The organism is Candidatus Amarolinea dominans, from assembly GCF_016704685.1.
In the GTDB taxonomy this organism is placed as follows: domain Bacteria; phylum Chloroflexota; class Anaerolineae; order SSC4; family Amarolineaceae; genus Amarolinea; species Amarolinea dominans.
The window spans coordinates 26,927-46,822 of sequence record NZ_JADIZS010000039.1; the positions used below are offsets into that span (position 1 = coordinate 26,927).

Here is a 19,896-nt window from a genome sequence, read left to right on the forward strand (position 1 = left end):
AGCGTGATCTGTCGCAGAGAGCGCCGTCGCGCCTCTGGCGTGACCTACGGCAGGGTTTCTCACATCCCCCACACGGTGATCGGTCGTCCCTGGCACGATTCATCGCGGCGGAAGATTCTCTCCTCCCACGGTTTGGCCGGCGTGCGGTCGAAAATCACCAGGTGGGCCTCTTCGGCGCCGCAGCGGTCGGCGTACTCCCAGGTCTGCGCCAACCCTTCGGCCAGGGTTGCCTCCAGCGATTTGTGCAGCACTTTCAACTCGATGACGCCGCGCTGGACAGTCGTTTTGCCCTCCGCGTTTGGCGTTGCGGTCGGCCAGAGCACCAGCAGATCGGTGCGCTTGCGTCCCAGGCCGTACTCGCGCTCGACGCGGCCGCCGCCGTTGACGATGCGCTGCAGGAACGCCTGCAGGAGAAGCTGCGGCCCCGCCTCCTTGTAGTCGAACCGCTCGATCCAACTTTCCGAATGTTCGCGGAAGAACTGCTGGAAGGCGGTCAGCAGCCTGGACAAATCCAAGCGGCCGTCGGCTCGGGTGTACCAGGCGGACTGAAAGGTGCTCTCGAAGTTGAGCTGGGTGACAAAGGTTAGCTCGCGGGGGATGATCTCGCCGTAAATGGGATTGGCGATCTGTGGGCCAAAGGCTGTGGGGCGAATCAGGCCCAGGTCGGTCACGTAGCGCATGTCATCCTCGCTGACCGCACGCTCCAATTCGTACCCTTGCAGCATCGGTGCGATGCGGGCCGGGTTCCCGCAGCTTTGGTCAGGAGGTTGGGCGGATCGGTTCTCCCCTCCTGGACCATCTCGGCGTGATGGGCGGCGGTGCGGCCCTCCCGCATGGTGGAGGTGGTCTCGTAGGCCAGCGCGTTCACCAGCCAGGGCTGCCCTTGCGTCAAATGCCAGACCGTCGCCAGCGCCTCTGGCTCGAAGACCTGACCGGTCTCCGCGGTGTGCTGCAAGAGCAGGCGCTCCACTTCCGGCTGTGTGAAATCGCCCAGGCGCAGTGACACCGCCTTGATGTTGAACGCGCTGCCACCGGTGATGATCTCCTGGCTCTGGCTCGAACGGATGCGGTAGTCGCGCACGTCGCGCACCCCGCAGAGAATGATCGTCAAGGGAAAATGCGCCGGTCGCTTGTCATAGCCCGCACGCAGTTGGCGCAGCACCGAGATCAGCGTGTCACCGATCAGGGCATCCACCTCATCCAGCAACAAGATGACTGGTTGTGCCGCCCAGCGCGTCAAAAGCTCGCCCAGGGCCGTGCGGTCCATTTTCCTGCAATACCTGTTGGGCAATGGCTTTGAGAAACGGCTCATTCAGAAAGTCGGGGGGCGCGGGGGCCTGGGCCTTCGATGTTGGGGGACTGCCCGGTTGGATGTTCCACAGCCGAGGTCTGCCGCGGGGCATGCAGCACAAAATACTTCTCTTGGGCGATCAGATTCAGGATGTCAGGCAGATTGATCCGTTCAAGGGGAGAAAGACAATAGTGCTTTTCACAGTTGACGGCCCGGCCGTGTTGAAGAAACGCATAGATACCTCGCTTATCAGGCAGACCTCATTATAGACCCGGAGTATAGACCCAGAGTGGAATTCCTGCTCACGGCGGGAAGGGGATGACCTGGAGCCGATAGGGAACGAGCGGCAGGCGCAAGCGTTGGGGCGCGATTGGCACATCGCTGGCGTAGGCACTGAGCAGTCCGCCTTCGCCATCGGCCACGTAGAGCAAATTGCCCAGCAGGTGCAGTCCGCGCGCGTAGCTGGGGGTATCCAGAGTGCTGAGCCAGATGGGCGCGGCCGGGTTACTGACATCGAGCACCTGGACGCCGGTGGTTGCGTCCGCCAGGTAGGCGACCGTTCCCACCACTTCGACATGATGAGCGTCCTGGGTCTGGGTATAGGCGCCGAGCAGGGTGGGCGTCGTCGGGTCGCTGACGTCGAAAATGCGCAGGCCACCGGTGCCGTCCGCGATGTAGGCCAGGGTGGTGGTCACGGTGGCGGTGGGAGGGCCGCTGACCGAACGGGTCAACGCCAGGCCAAACGCGTAGCCCGGTGTGTCCGCCGCGCCAATGCCGGTCGGCGCGGCCGGGTTGCGAATGTCAACGATGGTCAGCCCGCTGACGCCATCGGCCAGATAGGCCAGGTTGTCCAGCAGGCGAATGGCTTCGGCGTCGCCAGGCGTGTCGAATGAGCCGATGCGGGCCGGGAACATGGGGCGATTGACATCAATCACCTGCAAACCGCCGCCGTAACCATCGGCCACAAAGGCCAGGGTGCCGGAGAGGGCCACATCTTGCGCGCTGCCCGGCGTGTCAATGGCGCCGCGCAGGGTGATGGCCGGCGCATTGCTGACATCAATGATGTGCAGCCCGCTGGTGTCGTCGGCCACATAAGCGAAACTGCCGCTCACCACCACGCTGCGCGCAATGGCCGGCGTGTTGTACGCTCCGAAGGGCCGCGGCGCGTTGAGGTCGTGAACGTCCATCACCTGCAGGCCGCTGTAACCCGCAGCCACATACACCAGTTGTGCGCGCGCAGTGACGCCGTAGGCATAGCCAGGAATGGTGTACGCGCCGAGCAGTTGCGGCGCCGGCGGGTTGGTCACATTCAACAGTTGCAGCCCGCTGGTGTGATCGGTGACGTAGGCGACCCGGCCCGACACAACGACGCTCGATGCCGAACGCTGTGTGTTGAAGAACCCGAGCAGGCTAGGGGTGATCGGATTGGCCACGTCAATCAGTTGCAGACCGGCCCGTCCGTCGGCCACGTAGGCCAGCGTTCCGCTGATGCTGAGGCCACTGGCGAAGCCTGGAGTGTCATAGGTCCCGCGCAGTTGGGGCGCGGCCGGGTTGGTCACATCTACGATCTGCAGCCCGATGTCGCCATCGGCCAGGTAGGCCAGGTTGCCGCTGATCTGTATCTCGCGCAGATTGCTTGGAAAGGGGGTGGTGTAGCGGCTGCGCATCTGTGGGCTGAAGGGGTTACTGACATCCACGATCTCCATGACCCCGCTGCAGCCAAGAAAGGTGCAGGTGCTTTCGGAGAGGTAGGCCAGGCCTCCGCTCACGACGACATTCTGAGCCGCGCTGGGAGTGGCGTAAAGGCTGAGCAGGGTGGGCGCCAGGAGATTGCTGACATCTACGATTTGCAGGGAAGAGTAATCTGCGAGGTAGGCCAGACTGCCGACTACACTGACCCCGAGGGCAAAGCCGGTGGAATTGTAGATGCCCAGGAGTTGCGGCGCGCGCGGGTTACTGGCGTCGTAAATGTAGAGGCCGCTCTCGCCCAGGGCCACGTAGACCAGGCCGCCGATCACTTGCAGGCTGCGTACGATGTCTGGCAGCAGCGGCGTTTGTCCCAGGAGCACGGGCGTCCCCGGAGTGGAGATGTCCAGGATTTGCAGACGGAAGCCGGCGCCCAGGTAGGCAAAGGGGCCTGCGACCTTGACCGTGTAGCTGGGCCCACCGATCTGACCGAGAAGGGTCAGATCGGCGGGCGCCGCGGGGAGGATCGCCGCGGGCTGCGTGGCGACAGCGTACCTCGGCGCCAGATTTGTGATCAGCAGGAGTGTCACCAGGGTGAGTCCCACTCGGACACGATTTTTCATGCCCATGATCTAGCGGCGCCTGATGGCCGGGAGGAAGGTGCGGGCGACCGGTACGCTGACCTGTATAAAGATCTGGTTGTTGTCTACATCGGCGTCGTCGGGCGCCGGCGGGATGTAGGCATAGATACGGTAGACTCCGGGCGCGACGTTGGGCCAGGCGAAGTTGGCGACGACCGGCAGGCTGGCGGCGTTCTGAGCGTTCAGGATGACGCTGCCCAGGTGGGTGCCGATGTCGGGGCGACCTTGCCAGAATTGAACTTCCAGGTCGCCGCTCACGCCGCGGCCGCCGATGTTGGAGATGTCCACGCTCAGCGGCACGGTGACGGTGACGGTTGGCGGGACGAGGGGCCAACTGCGCGGCGTCGTGTGCAGGTCGCTCAGCTTGAGGTCGAGCACGACGGGCGGCGTCACGGTCATGGTCTTGGTGTTGTCGTTTTCATGAAACTCACGCACCATGTCGTAGGGGTCAGCCTGCGCAAAAACCGTCAGCGTCTGGCTGACGACCTGTTCCCAAGCCACCTGCATATTGCCCGGCGGGCTGTGGCGTGCGGGCAGGCCGGCGCTGAGTGCAGCTTCGCCGATGGGCGGCGCGACCTGATCAGGTGAGCCGAGGCCGAAGCGGACGGCAAAGGGGCCGGTGGCCAGGTTGCCGGTGTTGCTGACCGCCGCGTTCAGGGTGAAGCGGCTGGGCTGTTCCGCGAACACCGCCCAGGTTGCGGAGTAGGTTGGGCCGGCGCTGATCTGCAGGTCGCTGTACCAGGTGCGATGGTTGTGGCCCCAGGCGGCGAAGGCCTGGCCGATGGGGGTTAGTTGGCGGGTGCTGTGGTTGAACAGGGAGCGGACATACTGCCCTTCGAACTGCTCGCTGTCGAGCGAGAACCAGCACCAGCGCTGCAGTAGCCGATAGTCATCCTCCGGCATGCCGAGCGTGGGGTCGCGCAACGAGTTGAAGAGATCGAAGGTGCCGTTGAGAAAGCGCGTGACGCGGGCATAATCGAAGCCAAAGTTGATCGGCATCAGGATGCCGTACTCGGTGTTGATCAGGGGCTTGTTCTGCTGCCCATGATCCTTCATCCAGCGGCGGAAGCGAATGACTTGCTCTTGCACCAGGTCAACGCGGTCGTGGTCGTCAATTTCCCACAGCATGCCCTGGGTGGCGTTGACGCCGGGCGGGATCGAGGCGCCCCACGAGTTGATCTGTTCGCGCAGGACGAAGGTGTGCATGTTCCACACATCCACCGGCATGTCGCTGCCGTAGCGGGCGCGGTAGCTGTTCCACACCAGGTCAAGCCACTGCAGGCGCAGCGGCGTGCCCTGGGTGACGCCATTGATGGCGATTTGGGCCGTGGGATCGCGCTGTTTGATGAAGAAATAGGCGTCGTGATACGCGACGGCGTAATCTTGCGGCAGGACGTTGTCTTGCCAGATGTTGTCAGCCTCGTTGCCGATGATCCAGGTGCGGCCAAGGTTGTTGGCAACGCCGGCGGCCAATTCAACGCCGCTTGGGATGAAGGTGCTGCCGGTCACGCGCAGCATGGGCATGTAGATGTAGCCGGCCGGCTCGGCCGGCGCGGGTTGCACATCCCAGCGGACGAACCAGCCACCGTTGAGCAGGCTGACATCGAAGTCACTAATTTGGGTCGTGACGCCGAATCCGGCCCGCTCGTTGTCTGAGCCGATGTAGCTTGGCGGGGGCAGGGAACCCTGGTGCGTCATCGCCAGCACGATGAAGATCGGCCCGGCGATGTTCCAAAAACCTGCCGGCCAGCGCAGCCGGCGCTGTTTTGCGCGCATAATTCTCTATCTCCCGTGCCAGGTGGGGAAACGATCTACAGTCTTTTGGTTGGTCAGGCGGCGCAGGTTCGAACCGTCGCGATCCATGATGTACAGATCCCAGGTCGGGTCATCACGATCCGACGCAAAGACGATGGCCTGACCCTTGCGCGCCCAGGTTGGGGTGATGTTGTTGGCGGCCAGGTCGCTGATGCGCTGCACGTTGCTGCCGTCGGCGTTCATGACATAGATGCCGAAGTTGCCGTTACCCTCCTGATTGCTCTGAAACAGAATCTCAGAGCCGTCAGGCGACCAGCGCGGATAGAGTTCGTCGCTCTTGACGGTGGTCAAGGCGTGCTGGTTGCTGCCGTCTGCGTTCATGACATAGATGTTGCGGTCGCCGTCACGTTCGGAGACGAACGCGATCTGTTGTCCATTGGGCGACCAATCGCCGCGGCTTTCGTTGGAGGTGGTATGGGTCACGTTTTTGATGTCGCTGCCATCTACGTTGCAGGTGTACAACTGGAAGATGGCGTTTTCGTCGCGATTGGTTTGGAAGAGGATCTTCTGCCCATCGGGCGACCAGTCGGGCGACCAGCTGTGCGTGGCCTGGAAGGGCATGATGGCGCGCAGATTGCTGCCGTCCACACCCATGGCGTAGATCTGCAGGGCTTCGGGGTCCAGGCGATCGGTGACAAAGGCCACCTGACTGCCATCGGGCGACCAGGCCGGTTCGACGTTGGTGCCGATGGCCTCACCGGCGGTCAACTGGCGTTGGTTGCTGCCGTCGTCGTCCATGATCCACAGTTGCAGGTTGTCGCTGGGGCCTGCATGCCAGAGGATGCGACCAGGCTGTGGGGTAGCTGTGGGCGCCGGGGTGGCTGTGGGGGTCAGCGCGACGGTCGGCTCCTGGCTCAAGCGCGGCGCGGCAACCGTTGGGTTCAGGTAGATGAAGGCGGCGGCGCCCCAGACGATCACGGTGAACGCGGCCAGCGCCAGGCGGCGGCGGGCCTGACGCCCAAAGATGGCGCTGCCCAGGCTGCTCAATCCCAACAGAATCAGTAGGGCAATCAACAGATATCGTAACACGGCTTCACCTCACTTTGCAGTCTGTTATGTTTAGTTTAGTCTCTGGAAGCCGCGGGGCACGTGGCGTCGGCATCTCCATTCTGACGAGTCTGACGAGGTTGCATGGGTAACTTGCGGCTATTATAGCATGAGTGGGGTGCATCGTTCAAAACCTGGGGAAGCCTGGGAGTGCGGGCGCCTCGCCCGCCGCTCATCTCCCCAACGCGTGACGCTCACCCTGGGGAAGTCCAAACCAGGCAGGTCGTTGATGTTACCAATCCGTGGTCAGCAGGCGCATGACATCGGCCACGGTATGGCCGCCGCGGATGCGCACGCGCGTCAGCTCGAAGAGGTGTTCGCTGTCATGGGTGGCGCCCTGGCGGGTGGTGACGGCTCCCCAGAAATTGGCCGACTGCACCACCTGGACGGCCAGGGGGTCGTAGCGGCCGCTGGGGTAGCAGAAGGCGCGCGGGGTGAAGCCCAGGCGGCTTTCGATCATCTCGCGTGAGCCGAGCACTTGCCAGACCAGGAAATCGGCTGCGCGACCGGCCAGATCAGGATGATCGCGTGAGTGGGAGCCAATGTCCATGCCGGCGTCGTGCAACTCACGCAGCTCATCCCAGGTCATATAGCCAGGGCGGCCGGCATCTACGAAATCGGTGATGACGAAGAAGGTGGCTGTGAACCCGGCCTGCTTGAGTAACGGGAAGGCGTTGTCGAAGTTGTCCTGGTAGCCGTCGTCGAAGGTCAGCACCACGCTCTTGGGGGGCAGGAGGGGCCGGCCGGTCGCCAGGTAGCTGATGAGATCGCTCAGGCGCACGCTGACGAAGCCGGCCGCGGTCATGGCCTCGATCTGCCCGGCCAGTTGATCCGGTGTGACTGACAGATCGCGGCGGTAGACATCGGCCTCGGGCGGCGGCGCCGAAACATAGTGATACATCAGTATGGGCACGTTCGCACTGCGCACCTGGGCATCCGGGGTCGGGCCGGGGGTGGCCGTGGACGTTGGCGTGAACGTGGGCGTCGGTGTCCTGGTGGCAGAAGGCGTCGGCGTGAGGCTTGGGGTCAGCGTCGGCGCGACGCTTGGGGTTAGCGTCGGTGTGAGGCTTGGGGTCAGCGTCGGTGTGGACGATGGCGTGGGTGTTGGCGTCCACGTGGCTGTGGGGGGGGCGACGGGGGCGCAGGCGCCCAGGGTAATCATCAGCCCGCCGACCAGGAGAAGCAGCGGCGCGACACGGGGCAGTAAGTTAGAACTCAATGTCAATGCTCTGGCGTCGGGGGACGATGACCTCTTTATTGGCGGGGGAAGCCGCGGCCGATTTGGCTGCATTGCGTTCCAGTGCATTGTCAATCAGGATGCGCCAGGCCAGCAGGAACTCACGTTCGGATGCATGCATGTGCGTCCAAAACTCATCCGGTGGGCGGAACTGTTCTGTTTCGTTGCGTAGGCCCGCGAACCCTTCGAGGAGCCATAATGCCCAGGAAAAATCAGCGGATGAATTATGATGTGGAGCAGGCATACGCAGAAGCCTTTCACTATCGTAGAGGCTTGCGCGCCAGGCAGATGATGGATGTGCCGATGGGCAGCGCCAGGCGCCGAACCAGGGCCGCTTCGACTTTGCCCACGCCCGTCAGCACGGTGTTGACCAGGGGCGACGCCGCTTCCATTTCAACCTGGTAGGCTTCGTCATCGAAATGGGGCGACGCCAGTTTAGGCTCGGCCCGGCCGCGACGCAGCAGAATCAAGCTGGCCGCCAGCGGAAAGATGAAGAAGTTGTTGTAGCTCTTGTGCAGCACCTGGAAGTCCTGCTGTTGCAGCTTGGAGGCCAGCTCGGGCGCGGTGTAGCGCCGTTGATGGGCGTTGAGAACGTCGTTTTGGCTCCACAGCGCCATCAGCGCGGGAACGGTAATCAACAGGTGCCCGCCAGGGCGCAGGACCCGGTAACATTCGGCAAAGACGCCGGTCTCGTTGGGCACATGCTCCACGGTGTCGAGCAGCGCCACCAGGCCAAAGGCGGCGTCGGCAAAGGGCAGGGCATCGGCGCTGCCCTCGCGCACCTCCAGGCCACGCGCCTGCGCCACGCGCAGCGGCTTGGAGTTGGGGTCAATGCCGATGACGCGACCATAATGAGCGAGGTGATGCGCCATGTTGCCCGCGCCACAGCCCACGTCAAGCACCAGGCGTTGGGGGTCGGCCGGCAGGAAGCGGTCCAGCAGGCCCAAGATGGCCCGCGTGCGACTGGCGAACCACCAATGTTTGTCTTCTGCGAGCACGAGGTTACTATTGTCCATAAGCTCTATTGTACACCAGGCATGGCGTGACCACAAGAATATGTAGCGAGTAGGGTTTGATTCAGGACAATGCGGCGGGCAGGGCGGCCAGCACTTGCTCGACGGTGATGGCGCGCACGCAGGGATGCAGAGGCAGGTCGGCGTCCGTGAAGTCGAGCCGATTGCAGGGAACGCAGGCCCAGGCGGAGGTGATGACGCGATGACGCGCCGGGTCGCCCCAGGGGCCGAAGCTGGCCGCGTCCACCGGGCCGTAGAGGTGGATGGTGGGAACGCCCAGCGCCGCGGCCAGGTGCATGGGGCCGCTGTCCAGGCCGATGACCAGGGCGCTGCGCTGCAGGAGGGCGGCCAACTGCGCCAGGCTGGTTTCACCGACCGCGGAAGGCAGAGGTTCTGGCAGGCAGGCGTTGATGGCCTGCGCCAGGGCGACCTCGCCGGCGCCGCCGGCCAGGAGCGGGGTCAGCCCTCGTGCCTGCAGGGCGGCGGCCAGCGCGGCCCAGGACTCGGCGCGCCAGAGTTTGACGGCCGCGCCCGCGCCCGGCAGCAGTGCGACGAGCGGCCGGTCAGCCAGGCTGCGGCCAGCCAGCCAGGCAGCGGCCCAGGCCGCGGCGGCCGGCGGCACGCTGAAGTGCAGCGGCCCTGGTGTGATCTCCGGCTGGCCGCTGGCTGCGGCAACCAGCGCCAGGTTCTGTTCGACCTCATGGCGCCGCGGGTTGTAGGGAACGGCGGTGGTGAGGAAGGGGACACATTCGGGGACGGCAAAGCCGAAGCGGCGGGGGATGTGGGCACGTTGGGCCAGCCAGGCGCCCCACCAGTGGTCGAAGCGCAGAATGAGCGCCAGGTCGAAATGGCCGGCGCGCAGGCGGTCAGCCTCCGCGGCAAGGAGCCGGTACGGCGCCCAGGGACTGGTGGCGGGCTGGCGCGTGAAACCGGGAAAAGGGAGGGTCAGGATCTCGTCCAGCGCCGGGTGGTCGGCCAGAATGGGCTGACCCCAGGGGCCAACCAGCGCGGTGATGTGCGCGTTGGGCCAGACCTGGCGCAGGCGCTGCAGGGCCGGCGTGGTGAAGAGCAGATCGCCCAGATGATCGGGCCGGATGAGCAGCACACGCTGCGGCGGCGCGGTCGGCGGGGCGGGTGTGGTCCAACGGCTGACGGGCGCCAGGCTGCGCAGGAGCAGCAGGCGCAGGGTTTGACGGGCGCTGCGCTGCCGGCCGGCGGTGCTTTCTGCCTGGTGGCGTGCGGCCAGGGCAGCCTGTGCCGGCGCCGGCCAATTCAGGGCATCGTTCACGGCGCGTAGACCGCTTCGAGTCGGGGGACGATGCGTTCCCAGCCGTAGTTGGCCGTGGCGAAGGCGTGCGCCTGCGCGCCCAGGCGCGCGCGCTGCGCCGCGTCGGCCAGCAGGGCGACCACGACCTGGGCGAACGCTGCGGCGCTGTCGGCCAGGCGCAGCTCGTGGCCGTCACGCAGGCCGAAGCCTTCGGCGCCCAGGGTGGTGGAGACGACGGCCCGGCCCAGGGCCAGCGCTTCCAGGACTTTGAGGCGCGTGCCGCTGCCCATGCGGAAAGGCAGCACGCACACGGTCGCGCCGACCAGGAAGGGGCGCACGTCGGGCACGCGGCCGGTGAGGGTGATGTCGGGGCGGTCGGCCAGTCGGGCCAGACGGGGATGTGGCTGCTGGCCGACGATCCAGAAGTGTGCGGCGGGTTCATGGGCGCGTACGCGTGGCAGAATTTCGTCGGCAAACCAGAGCACGGCGTCCACATTGGGGCGGTAGTCCATCTTGCCGCTGAAGACCAGGGCCGGCGCGGTCATTTCCGGCGCGGGAGCGCAGCAGTCGGGCGCAAAGGTTTGCAGATCCACGCCGTTGGGCACGACGGTGACGGCGATGTCGGGCCACAGGCGGCGCAAGGCGTCGGCATCGGCTGGCGAGACGGCGACGACGCGGTCGGCCAGGCGGCAGAGGGCGGCTTCGTACGCGGCCAGTTTGCGCCATTGCACCAGGGAGTAGGCCGCGCCGGCCCAACGCGCGGGGTGGCGCAGATCGGCCAGGGCGGTGCGCTGCTGCAGGATGGTCTCGGCGTTGTGATCGTCGAAGACCAGGCGTAGATGACCGGCCTGGCGCGCGCTTGCCCACGCGGGTTGCCGTTGCAGCCAGGTGACGTAGGGCGCCATTTCGATGCCTTCGACCTGCAGCACGGCGTAGGGTGTCGTTTGCACCAGGTTGAGCAGGGTGTCCTGGAAGGCGCGCACACCGGCCAGGCGCAGCGCCATGTCGGGCAGCGGTGTGCTGATGGTGGTGAGGAGACGACGCCAGGCCGGGCGGGGCGGCGGCGCCGGCAAGGCAATCACCTGGCGGCACAGCGCGGGCAGCGGCGTTTGGGCCGGCGCCAGGTCGGTCGGCTGCATCAGGCTGAGCAGGTCAATGTCATGACGCGGGGCCAGGCCGGCAATCAGGTTGAAATTGCGGATGGTGGTGCCCTGGTGCGGAGGAAAGGGCAGTTGCGGTGTGAGAATGAGCAGGCGGGCCACCAGACGATCTCAAGGCTCCGTGCGTGGGGATGGCAGAGACACCGGGACTGCTGCACTGACGCACTGGTAGACGGCGCGGGTTTCACGTGCTGCGCGCGCCCAGGAGAAGCGCTCGGCGCGTTTGAACCCCTTCTGCTGTAATTCCAACCAAAGTTGGTCGTCGGTGAGCAGCCGCCAGAGCGCGACAGTCAGTTCCTCGGTGTCGTTGGGGGCCACCAACAGAGCGGCATCGCCGACCACTTCCGGCAGGCTGGAGACATTGGCGACGACGGTGGGGGTGCCGCAGGTCATGGCTTCCAGCGGCGGTAAGCCAAAGCCTTCGTAGAAGGATGGATAGGCCAGGCAGCGCGCGGCGTTGAAGAGGAAAACCAGGTCTTCATCATCCACCGCGCCGAGGAAGAGGCAGCGCTTGTCGAGCTTCAACTCATGCACCAGGTCGTAGGCCTCCTGCGAAAGCCAGCCCCTGGCGCCGGCCAGGACGAGGGTGACATCGAGTTTGTAGTCGTCGAGCAGGCGGCGGAAGGCTTTGAGCAGCCCTTGCACGTTCTTGCGTGGTTCGATGGTGCTGACGAACAGGATGAAATCGTCGGGCACGGGGTAGCGAGCTTGCACCTGCGCCAGGGCGTGGGCGCGATCCATGGGGCGGTAGATGGGATTGGGCGCCTCGTAGATGACGGTGATTTTCTGCTCTTCCACGCCGAGCAGGTTGACGATGTCGCGACGGGTGCTGTTGGAGACAGCGATGATGTGATCGGCGCGCTTGACCGCGTCTTCGATCTGACCGTAGTAGCGGGCGCTGGCTTTGGTCAGGAAGTGCGGATAGTGCATGAAAGCCAGGTCGTGAATGGTGATGACCGATTTACAGCCGCGCGGTTGCCATTGGGGCGGGATGAAGTCGGTACTGTGCAGAATATCGAGTTCCAGGCCTGACCAGATCAACTCCAGGCCCAGCAGGTAGATCTCGAACCGGTTGTGGCTGGGCGTCCAGACCGCGTGGTGTTGAAAATTGCCCTGGCGCGTGAACTGGGTCCGGTCTTTACGGTGTCTGAAGATGTGGAATTCATCGGCACGGTCAAGCGCAGCCAGGGCCTGGATCAAGCGCCAGGTGTACTGGCCGATGCCGGCACGGGTGTAGTAGGCGATGCGTGCATCAATTCCGATACGCATAGAGATGTTGTTTCCCCAGTGGGATGCACGGGATTCGGGGTTCGGGATTCAGAAGAAAGGGCCGGGCGACATCTTACCATCAGGTGTTGACTCCGTCAAATGGTATCGCGGACTTCGGGAGTCTTGCGCGGTCATAGACTCATGCTATAATGGACAGCGGTAACGCAGACGGCAGACGTACAAAAAAAGAGGGTTCATGGATACAACACAACTGGCGCAGATGGTCTCCTGGTTGGATGAAGAACATCGGCGAGACCGCGGCGAAGTCACCAAGCTGCAGCAGCGTATAGAGAGCCTCAGCGTTGAGTTGGTGGAGCAGGCACGCCGGATCCAGGAGATGGAGGGGCGCCTGGTCAGCACCCAGTCGCAGTTGGTGCGCTTTACCCAGGTGGACGAGGCGCTGCAGCAGTTGAAGAACGAGGTTGTGCTGATGCTGCAGAAGCGCGAGGAGCAGATTGATACCGATCTGCGCGAGCGCGAGCGTCTGCGGGTGAGCGACCGCGAGACCGTGGCGCGCAATGTCAGCGAGATTCGCAAGGAACTGAACCGCTTTGGGCGCATCGAGGAAGAACTGGCGCTGCGTCGTTCGGAAGATCAGCGTTTGAGCGAGCTGGTACTCAATCTGCGCCAAAGCGTGGCGTCGCTGGGTAAGGATGTGGATGAGCGTACGCGCAGCTTGCCCTATCTGGGCGAACAGCGGGTGCAGGACAATAAACGCATCGTGCAGTTGCAGCAAGAAACTGTTGATTTGTTCAAGCGCATCGAGGAGCAGGCCAGTAAGACGCCGATGATGCAGGAGAAGCTGCAGAAGTTGGAGCGCACGGTGGTCAGTATTCAGCCCATTCCGCAGGATATCAAGCGCGAGCAGCAGCAGTTCATCGAGCAGATGCGCGTGGTGGATGTGGATCGCCAGCGCGAGATGACGAAATGGCAAGAGGAGTTCGTGGCGCAGCGCGAGATCATCGCCCGTCAGCGCGAGGCCATGTTGGCTTTTGCCGAGCAACTCGAGGTGAGCAAACACGCCGTTGCGGAGATCGCTGGATTCCAGGAGGCGATACGCCGCGATATGAACCAGGTGGCGGAGTTGGAGCGCCTGACCGAAGATCGCCAGCGCAGGGAGATGGAAACCTGGCAGGCGGAAAACGAAAAGCGTTGGAAGCGCCAGGTGTTGCAGTGGGAGCATGAGGTGCAGGAGCAGGACAAGATCAACCGCCAGTTGGCCGCACGCTTCCCCTCGTTGGAAGAACGCCAGCGGGTACACGACGGGCAGATTCAACGCCTGTGGCGTTTGCACGAGACACACGGCCTGTCGCGCCTGGCCGAGGCTCAGCGCTGGCTGGGGCAACTCGAAGAATCGCTCAAGGATCGCGCCGCGACGCACGGGGAGTGAGCGGAAATGCGAGTCATTGGAACGGCCGGTCATGTGGATCATGGTAAATCTACCCTGGTGATGGCCCTGACCGGGATGGATCCAGACCGGCTGCAAGAAGAAAAAGCGCGTGAGATGACGATTGACCTGGGCTTCGCCTGGATGACGCTGCCCGCGGTCAACGGACAGACCGAGCGCGTGGGCGTGGTGGATGTGCCGGGCCACATTGACTTCATCAAGAATATGCTGGCCGGCGTCGGCGGTATTGATGCGGCGCTGCTGGTCGTGGCGGCCGATGAAGGGGTCATGCCGCAGACGCGTGAGCATGTCGCCATCCTCGACCTGTTGCAGATTCCCACCAGCGTGGTCGCCCTGACCAAAATTGACATGGTTGACGATCCGGACTGGATCGAGCTGGTGCAGGAAGAGATCAAGGATTTGTTGGCCCCTACCTGCCTGGCCGGCGCGCCGATGGCGCCGGTGTCCGCGCGCAAGCGGCTGGGCCTGGAAGCCCTGCTGCAGACCCTGGCCCGCCAGTTGGCACAGGCGCCGGCGCGGCCGGACCGTGGACGGCCGCGCCTGGCCGTGGATCGTTCGTTTAGCATCGCCGGCTTCGGCACCGTGGTCACCGGCACCTTGCTCGATGGCGTGCTGCATGTCGGCGATGAGGTTGAGATTTTGCCGGCCGGCCTGAAGAGTCGCGTGCGCGGGTTGCAGACTCACAAGGAAAAAGTGGAGTCCGCGCGGCCGGGCAGCCGCGTGGCGGTCAACCTGATTGGCGTGCGACCCGATGAAGTGCCGCGCGGCCAGGTGATTTGCGTGCCGGGCAGTCTGAGCAACAGCATCCTGCTCGATGTGAGCGTGCGGCTGTTGCCCACGGTGGCGCCTCTCAAACACAATCAGTTGGTAGATGTCTTCAGCGGCGCGGCCGAGGTGCCGGCCTATGTGCGCCTGCTGGACTGTGAGATTTTGGAGCCAGGACGCCAGGGCTGGGTGCAACTTCGCCTGGAACGACCGCTGGCCCTGGCGCGGGGCGATCATTTCATCATCCGCCAGCCTTCGCCCAGCCACACCCTGGGCGGCGGGCTGGTGGTGGATGCACGTCCGGCGCGGCGCTGGCGGCGCTTCCGGCCGGAGACGATCAGCCGCCTGGAAACCCTTTCGCACGGCACGCCGGCCGAAATCTGGCTGCAGGCTTTGAGCAAGGAGGAACCGGCGCCGGTGCGCAGTGTGCATGGCCGCAGTGGCCTGGCCGACAGCCTGGCCCAGGCTGCGTTGCTGGAAGCCTGGCCGGCCGGCGATGTCATCCTGCTGGGGGGCGCGGTTGAACCCGCGCCGGAGACGCTGGTCATCTCACGCAGCGGATGGGGTCAGGTCAGCGGCCGGCTGAGCGCCATCCTGGACGAGACCCATCGCGCCTTTCCCTTGCGTGGCGGGATGCCCAAAGGGGAATTGAAATCACGGCTGGACCAGGGACGCTCCGCGCCATTGGCGCCGCGGGCTTTCAACGACCTGCTGAGCTACGCCGAAGGCACGGGGCTGCTGCACGTCAGCGAGGCGGCTGTGCGGCGGGCCGGCCACGCGGTGACCTTCGACGCCAGCCAGCAGGCGCTGGTCAAGCGCCAACTGGCCGCGTTTCGGCAGCAGCCGTACACGCCGCCCGGCCTGGCCGAGGTGCGCGCGGCGCTGGGCGATGAGCTGCTGGCCGCGCTGTTGGAGCAGGGGCAGTTGGTCAAACTCAACGAGGATGTCGCGTTCAGCGCGGCGACGTATCAAGAACTGCTGGCCGCGGTCAAGCAGATCATCCAGCAGGAGGGCAGCGTCACCGTCGCGCAGGTGCGCGACCGCTTCAACACCAGCCGCAAATACGCACTGGCGCTGCTCGAATACCTGGACAGCATCCGCGTTACCCGTCGCGTTGGCGACGCACGCGTACTTCGCTAAATAATGACTGTAGCGAGTGAGACGATGGACTGGCGAGCGTTTGGAGAAGGCGTGATTGCCGGCTATGGGATTGCCATACCGGTGGGCGCGATTGCCATTCTGATTGTGGATACGGCCCTGCGCGGCGGCTTCGTTCCTGGTTTCATGGCCGGCGCCGGCGCGGCCTCGGCCGATCTGCTCTACGCCGCGCTGGCCGCAGTGGCCGGACAGACTCTGGCCCTGGCGCTGGCGCCGTTTGCCGTGACGCTGCGTCTGCTCAGCGCGCTGGTGCTGCTTGCCCTGGGCGGCTGGGGCTTGTGGCGCTTGCATCGCCGCACGGCCGGCGCCGCGCCAGACCCGGTCGTGGCCGCCAGCGCCTGGCGCACCTACACGCAGTTCCTGGGCCTGACCCTCCTCAACCCGCTGACCGTCGCCTACTTCGGCTCGCTGATCCTGGGCAACGGCGCCGGTCACCTGGCAACGACCGCGGGCCGCGTCGTGTTCGTCCTGGGCGCGGCCGTGGCCTCCCTCTCGTGGCAGTCGCTCCTCGCCTTGATCGGCGCGGCGGCCCATCGCCGTCTCTCGCCCCGCTTTCAGCTCCTCACCAGCCTGCTCGGCAACCTGATCGTCCTGCTGCTCGGCCTGCGCATCGCCTGGCAGGTGCTGGCCGCGTAGAGGTTGTTACGACGGCCATTGCGGAATGAGGCCCGCGAAAATAGAAGAGAAGATCCTGGGCAGACCGGCCCACGACACGATGTAACCGCGGCGTTCGAGTTGGCGCAGGAGATAGTGCTGCGTGTCCGGCACGGGGACGCCGGTCGCCAGACTGCGCAGGACACTGCGCTCTTCAGCCTTCAGATGCTGCCAGATGTACTGGAAATGATCCTCAGTTTCGTCCGCAAATTCGATGGCAGCCCGCGTCATGTCCTGGTGGCTGACGCCCTGGCCGTTGTGCCATTCGAACAGCACTGCACAGGCGACTTGCAGAAAGTAGGGATGCGTGCCCGGCCCACTGCAGCAGTGTGTCGGCGTAGGGCGCCAGCGGTCGGCCGGCCGCGGCCGAGGGCTGTGCGATCAGCGCCAGCGCCTCTTCACGGCTGAACGGGCCGAGCGAAACCCGCGTAAAGATGTTGAAGAAGGGCGATTCTTTGATCTCCCCGCTGTGCCCCAACTCCTGCAGATCAATTTGCGATGAGGTGACGTAAGCGACGGCATGGCTGTTGGCAATGCCGCGTAGAAAGGCCAGGAACTCGGTCACATTGGCCGCGGGAATGTTCGGGTTGCTGGCAATGGCCTCGAACTCGTCGAAGAAGATCACCAGGCGCCGGCCCGCGGCCTCGATGCGCTGTACGGCCGCCTTGAAGGTGTCATAGCCGCTGCCCGCGTCGGAGGTGATTGTTTCGCCCAGGGCACGGCTCAGTTCGGCAAAGAGCGCCTGAAAAATCTGCGCGGCCTGATAGTCCTTGCGCTCTGACAGATCCATGAAGACGCAAACCAGGCTGGCTGCATCGGGAATAGATGCCTGCCGGTTGGCGGGGTGATAGGCCTGGTAGAGCAGCGACGATTTGCCGATGCGCCGCTCACCCACCACCGCCACCGACTGCGGGCGCTGATTGCCGATGCGCGCGAGAATCTTGCGCAGCTCGCGCTCCCGGCCAAAGAACTCGGCCGGGTTCGTGATCATCTTGCGGTTGAGGTATGGGTTCGTCGTCATGGCGGATCCTTGGCGGGGCGCATGAGCAGATGCTCCTGGCTTGCCTGCACGTTCTTCAGTGTCTTCAGTGTTCAGCCAGCGTCTGCCACAGGCTGTGATCTTCCGCAATCCAGTGACGCAAGAAATCAATCCGATAGCGGAAGCGGTCGTCCTGGCGCTCCAACAGTTCCTGGCGCACCAACGCGGCCAGGGCGGTTCGCTCCTGGTCGGGCGTCAGGCCGCTGTGGTGTGGTTCCAGTTGCGCGGTCAACGCGGCCGCGCTGAGCCAGGCGTCGCCATCCGTGAGAAAAGCCGCCAACCCCGCCAGCACCAGTCGTTCCGCGCGATTAGCCTCATTCCACAGGTAGATCATGTGCGGTAACGGGTTTTCCACCAGGTCGGTCACGGCCTCCTGCAGCGCTGCGAGGCTGACGGTCGGCTGTGACTCCTGCAGCGCGGCGTCTACGATGGTGGAACAGAGGCCCTGCGTAAAATAGGGGTGGCCAGCGCCCAGGCGCAAGACCGCGGCCAGTGCAGCCTCATCGTAGGTCAAGAACGATTTGACCGGTTCCACGATCAGGCGGCGGGCGGCGTCATCGGTCAGGAAACTGATGCGCTTGTAGCGGGCCGGGCTGAAGGTGCGCGCCCAGTCCCAGTATTGGCCGCGCATTTCCTCCAGCGGCCGCGAGCCGGTGAACAGGAAGGCCAGGCGCCGCGGCTGCTCCATCAGGCTCTTGAGATAGGGGAAGATGTCGGCGCTCAGGCGGCCGCCATCCACCAGGCGCTCCAGGATTTCGTACTCGTCGAACATCAGCAAGAGGGTGCGTTGTCCCGCGGCCTGAGTCGCCTGCATCAGCAGGGTTTCGAACAGGCTGTAGGCGTTCTGTCCGCGGTCGGCCAGTGCGTCCAGACTCGCCTGCAAAGGCGCCTCCGGCAAGGCCAGGCTGATGGCGCGACCGATCTTGCCAAAAAACTCGTGCGTATCCACTTCCGCCATGACCTGCATGTCCACGTAGACCGGCGCAAAGGTCGTTCCCAGGCGCCCGCGCTGAATCTGGCGCAGCACGGAGGTCTTGCCGGTGCGCCGGCCGCCGTAGAGCACCAGGGTGACATTGTCCGCGCGCGTGGCCAGACCGCTGCGCACATAGTCGAAGACATCCTCACGGCCAAAGAACAGCGCGCGATCTTCTATCGGTGGGCCGACAATGTACGGGTTGCGGTGCAGCGGCGTCGGGGTGACCACGGTTGGCCTGTCGATCAGCGGCAGATGGGCTTCAAGGGCAGCGGTGTGCGGCCGGTTGGACGCGCCCCGGGGTGCGTGTCCGCGGCGGTTTGCGTCCCTTTTTCGGCGTCTGGCTGCGGAGGTTCCACCAGGGTGTAGACGCTGCCGGCCCTGGAGGCAAAATCACCGGCGCGGGGCATGTATGGAGCGCCTGTTCTATTGAGTGGAATCGTCAAGGGTCCGAGCTTGATCGTGGTCACGGAGGACGGCAGGAGCAGATCCAGGATTCGGTTGTAACTGGTCAAGACCGTGATGAAAAGAACCAGGAGGATGCCGCCAAGGGTAGCCCACAGCGAGCGCGACCCTGTAGTCATGTCTGCCGACCAGGTCCAGGTGCGCAGATTGTCGAACGCAACGTGGTTGTCGGGCGGCACAGCGCCCGCAAAGGCCACCAGGCCCAGTTTGCCGCCGCTGAATGCGGCATCATCGGCCAGGCCCAGGAGGTGTCCGTTCGCATACAGCGATAGTTGCGCTGCCGTTGGCAATCAGGCCGAGGGTGTTGGTCACCGCGCCGCGTTCGATGAATTCTGATGAACGCCAACTGACCAGGGTGGCATCTTGGTCGGTCTGAAAGCGACTCAGGCCGTAGAAGCCGTCCTGGCGAATGACGAATTGGTAATGGTTGGTTTCGTTCTGATAACGAAAGACCAGGCCGGCGACATGGTCCGCGCCGGCGAGCTGCGGGCTGATCTCGACCTCTGCGGCGAAATCAGCGAAGCTCCCGCTGTCAACGGCCATCCAACTATTGGCCGGTTCATGCACCACGACATGGTATTGCCCGTCGGCATAGTAGCGCTCGCGGTCATCCAAACGTTCGTTGCGCATGAAGCCGCTGCCGGGATCGCCGAAAGTCTCGGTCGCTTGCAGTCGTGCGTTCGCGGGCAGGGCATCGTTGAATGATGCGGTTTTCCGGCCAGGTGAAGATGGATGCGTCACGAAAGACCGCGTGAACCGGCGTCTGTTGTACCACAGCCACCAAGCCAACGTAGCCCTCGCGGTAGGTGTCATCGGACACGGCGGCGGCCTGTTGACCGTTGATAAAGAGCGTAAAGCGATCCTTGTTGACGAGTGCGCCCAGCTCGTTGCGGGCTGCGTTCGCCTTGAGGAATGACGCCGCCTGTCCTTCGGCCAGGATGGAGGGGACGCCACCTCGATTCTTGCGCAACAGATAGTGACCTTGCGGAGAGAGGAGGAATTGGTAGC

Annotated in this window: 20 protein-coding genes; 3 read left to right on the plus strand and 17 right to left on the minus strand. The window is 64.4% G+C overall.

The window, feature by feature from the left end; all coding sequences use genetic code 11:
- Window positions 1–59 precede the first annotated feature (59 nt).
- From IPF85_RS20455 to IPF85_RS20505, 11 genes are all read right to left on the minus strand, one after another.
- Window positions 60–725, minus strand: a complete 666-nt coding sequence (locus IPF85_RS20455; protein WP_343409912.1) for a hypothetical protein — start codon at window positions 723–725, stop codon at window positions 60–62.
- Complete coding sequence (locus tag IPF85_RS20460) at window positions 668–1,267, minus strand: hypothetical protein (RefSeq protein WP_343409913.1); 600 nt, start codon at window positions 1,265–1,267, stop codon at window positions 668–670. Before IPF85_RS20460 ends, IPF85_RS20455 begins: the two co-directional genes overlap by 58 nt.
- Before the next feature lie 326 nt (window positions 1,268–1,593).
- Entirely contained in the window at window positions 1,594–3,600 is a 2,007-nt protein-coding gene (locus IPF85_RS20465; RefSeq protein ID WP_343409914.1) for a hypothetical protein, read from the minus strand.
- 9 nt (window positions 3,601–3,609) lie between these two features.
- Window positions 3,610–5,394, minus strand: a complete 1,785-nt coding sequence (locus IPF85_RS20470; protein WP_343409915.1) for a hypothetical protein — start codon at window positions 5,392–5,394, stop codon at window positions 3,610–3,612.
- Between the two features lie 6 nt (window positions 5,395–5,400).
- A complete protein-coding gene (locus tag IPF85_RS20475; protein ID WP_343409916.1) occupies window positions 5,401–6,462 on the minus strand; it encodes a DPP IV N-terminal domain-containing protein in 1,062 nt (353 codons plus the stop codon).
- A 250-nt stretch (window positions 6,463–6,712) separates the two neighbouring features.
- Window positions 6,713–7,699 carry a polysaccharide deacetylase family protein gene (locus IPF85_RS20480; RefSeq protein WP_343409917.1) on the minus strand — a complete coding sequence of 329 codons (987 nt, stop codon included), beginning with the start codon at window positions 7,697–7,699 and terminating at the stop codon, window positions 6,713–6,715.
- Entirely contained in the window at window positions 7,689–7,838 is a 150-nt protein-coding gene (locus IPF85_RS20485; RefSeq protein ID WP_343409918.1) for a hypothetical protein, read from the minus strand. Before IPF85_RS20485 ends, IPF85_RS20480 begins: the two co-directional genes overlap by 11 nt.
- A 139-nt stretch (window positions 7,839–7,977) precedes the next feature.
- Window positions 7,978–8,733, minus strand: coding sequence for a methyltransferase domain-containing protein (locus IPF85_RS20490; protein WP_343409919.1), 756 nt, complete (start codon window positions 8,731–8,733; stop codon window positions 7,978–7,980).
- Window positions 8,734–8,794: 61 nt separating this feature from the next.
- Entirely contained in the window at window positions 8,795–10,018 is a 1,224-nt protein-coding gene (locus tag IPF85_RS20495; RefSeq protein ID WP_343409920.1) for a glycosyltransferase family 9 protein, read from the minus strand.
- Window positions 10,015–11,259, minus strand: a complete 1,245-nt coding sequence (locus IPF85_RS20500; protein WP_343409921.1) for a glycosyltransferase — start codon at window positions 11,257–11,259, stop codon at window positions 10,015–10,017. Before IPF85_RS20500 ends, IPF85_RS20495 begins: the two co-directional genes overlap by 4 nt.
- Window positions 11,260–11,268: 9 nt before the next feature.
- The gene (locus IPF85_RS20505) at window positions 11,269–12,426 is read right to left on the minus strand and encodes a glycosyltransferase family 1 protein (RefSeq protein ID WP_343409922.1); all 1,158 of its coding nucleotides are present in this window, start codon (window positions 12,424–12,426) and stop codon (window positions 11,269–11,271) included.
- A gap of 196 nt (window positions 12,427–12,622) precedes the next feature.
- Between IPF85_RS20505 and IPF85_RS20510 the strand changes: the two genes are divergently transcribed.
- From IPF85_RS20510 to IPF85_RS20520, 3 genes are read left to right on the plus strand one after another with little or no spacing between them, the layout of a single operon-like run.
- A complete protein-coding gene (locus tag IPF85_RS20510; RefSeq protein WP_343409923.1) occupies window positions 12,623–13,816 on the plus strand; it encodes a hypothetical protein in 1,194 nt (397 codons plus the stop codon).
- Window positions 13,817–13,822: 6 nt separating this feature from the next.
- Window positions 13,823–15,739 (plus strand): selenocysteine-specific translation elongation factor, encoded by a 1,917-nt coding sequence (selB, locus tag IPF85_RS20515; RefSeq protein ID WP_343409924.1) that lies wholly within the window; start codon window positions 13,823–13,825, stop codon window positions 15,737–15,739.
- Between the two features lie 24 nt (window positions 15,740–15,763).
- Window positions 15,764–16,393 carry a LysE family transporter gene (locus IPF85_RS20520; RefSeq protein WP_343409925.1) on the plus strand — a complete coding sequence of 210 codons (630 nt, stop codon included), beginning with the start codon at window positions 15,764–15,766 and terminating at the stop codon, window positions 16,391–16,393.
- Window positions 16,394–16,399: 6 nt separating this feature from the next.
- Here the strand turns inward: IPF85_RS20520 and IPF85_RS20525 are convergent, their stop codons facing one another.
- The 6 genes from IPF85_RS20525 to IPF85_RS20550 all read right to left on the minus strand — a co-directional run.
- Window positions 16,400–16,642: a hypothetical protein gene (locus IPF85_RS20525; protein WP_343409926.1), complete on the minus strand. Its 243-nt coding sequence runs from the start codon at window positions 16,640–16,642 to the stop codon at window positions 16,400–16,402.
- Window positions 16,605–17,432: an ATP-binding protein gene (locus IPF85_RS20530; RefSeq protein ID WP_343409927.1), complete on the minus strand. Its 828-nt coding sequence runs from the start codon at window positions 17,430–17,432 to the stop codon at window positions 16,605–16,607. The genes IPF85_RS20525 and IPF85_RS20530 overlap by 38 nt, the downstream gene beginning before the upstream one ends.
- A gap of 64 nt (window positions 17,433–17,496) precedes the next feature.
- Window positions 17,497–18,654 carry a hypothetical protein gene (locus tag IPF85_RS20535; RefSeq protein WP_343409928.1) on the minus strand — a complete coding sequence of 386 codons (1,158 nt, stop codon included), beginning with the start codon at window positions 18,652–18,654 and terminating at the stop codon, window positions 17,497–17,499.
- Between the two features lie 14 nt (window positions 18,655–18,668).
- Complete coding sequence (locus IPF85_RS20540) at window positions 18,669–19,178, minus strand: hypothetical protein (RefSeq protein WP_343409929.1); 510 nt, start codon at window positions 19,176–19,178, stop codon at window positions 18,669–18,671.
- Complete coding sequence (locus IPF85_RS20545; protein WP_343409930.1) at window positions 19,117–19,518, minus strand: hypothetical protein; 402 nt, start codon at window positions 19,516–19,518, stop codon at window positions 19,117–19,119. Before IPF85_RS20545 ends, IPF85_RS20540 begins: the two co-directional genes overlap by 62 nt.
- Window positions 19,496–19,896 (minus strand): hypothetical protein (locus IPF85_RS20550; protein ID WP_343409931.1); only part of this gene is annotated, 401 nt, incomplete at its 5' end. The genes IPF85_RS20550 and IPF85_RS20545, both read right to left, overlap by 23 nt.

Excerpts from the sequence above, each read along its gene's own strand:
- IPF85_RS20545 (WP_343409930.1), bottom strand. The coding sequence starts at position 19,518 with ATGCGCAACGAACGTTTGGATGACCGCGAGCGCTACTATGCCGACGGG.
- IPF85_RS20455 (WP_343409912.1), bottom strand. The coding sequence starts at position 725 with ATGCTGCAAGGGTACGAATTGGAGCGTGCGGTCAGCGAGGATGACATG.
- IPF85_RS20530 (WP_343409927.1), bottom strand. The coding sequence starts at position 17,432 with ATGACGACGAACCCATACCTCAACCGCAAGATGATCACGAACCCGGCC.
- IPF85_RS20465 (WP_343409914.1), bottom strand. The coding sequence starts at position 3,600 with ATGAAAAATCGTGTCCGAGTGGGACTCACCCTGGTGACACTCCTGCTG.
- IPF85_RS20525 (WP_343409926.1), bottom strand. The coding sequence starts at position 16,642 with ATGACGCGGGCTGCCATCGAATTTGCGGACGAAACTGAGGATCATTTC.
- IPF85_RS20490 (WP_343409919.1), bottom strand. The coding sequence starts at position 8,733 with ATGGACAATAGTAACCTCGTGCTCGCAGAAGACAAACATTGGTGGTTC.
- IPF85_RS20510 (WP_343409923.1), top strand. The coding sequence starts at position 12,623 with ATGGATACAACACAACTGGCGCAGATGGTCTCCTGGTTGGATGAAGAA.
- IPF85_RS20470 (WP_343409915.1), bottom strand. The coding sequence starts at position 5,394 with ATGCGCGCAAAACAGCGCCGGCTGCGCTGGCCGGCAGGTTTTTGGAAC.
- IPF85_RS20485 (WP_343409918.1), bottom strand. The coding sequence starts at position 7,838 with ATGCATGCATCCGAACGTGAGTTCCTGCTGGCCTGGCGCATCCTGATT.
- IPF85_RS20520 (WP_343409925.1), top strand. The coding sequence starts at position 15,764 with ATGGACTGGCGAGCGTTTGGAGAAGGCGTGATTGCCGGCTATGGGATT.
- IPF85_RS20460 (WP_343409913.1), bottom strand. The coding sequence starts at position 1,267 with ATGGACCGCACGGCCCTGGGCGAGCTTTTGACGCGCTGGGCGGCACAA.
- IPF85_RS20505 (WP_343409922.1), bottom strand. The coding sequence starts at position 12,426 with ATGCGTATCGGAATTGATGCACGCATCGCCTACTACACCCGTGCCGGC.
- selB (WP_343409924.1), top strand. The coding sequence starts at position 13,823 with ATGCGAGTCATTGGAACGGCCGGTCATGTGGATCATGGTAAATCTACC.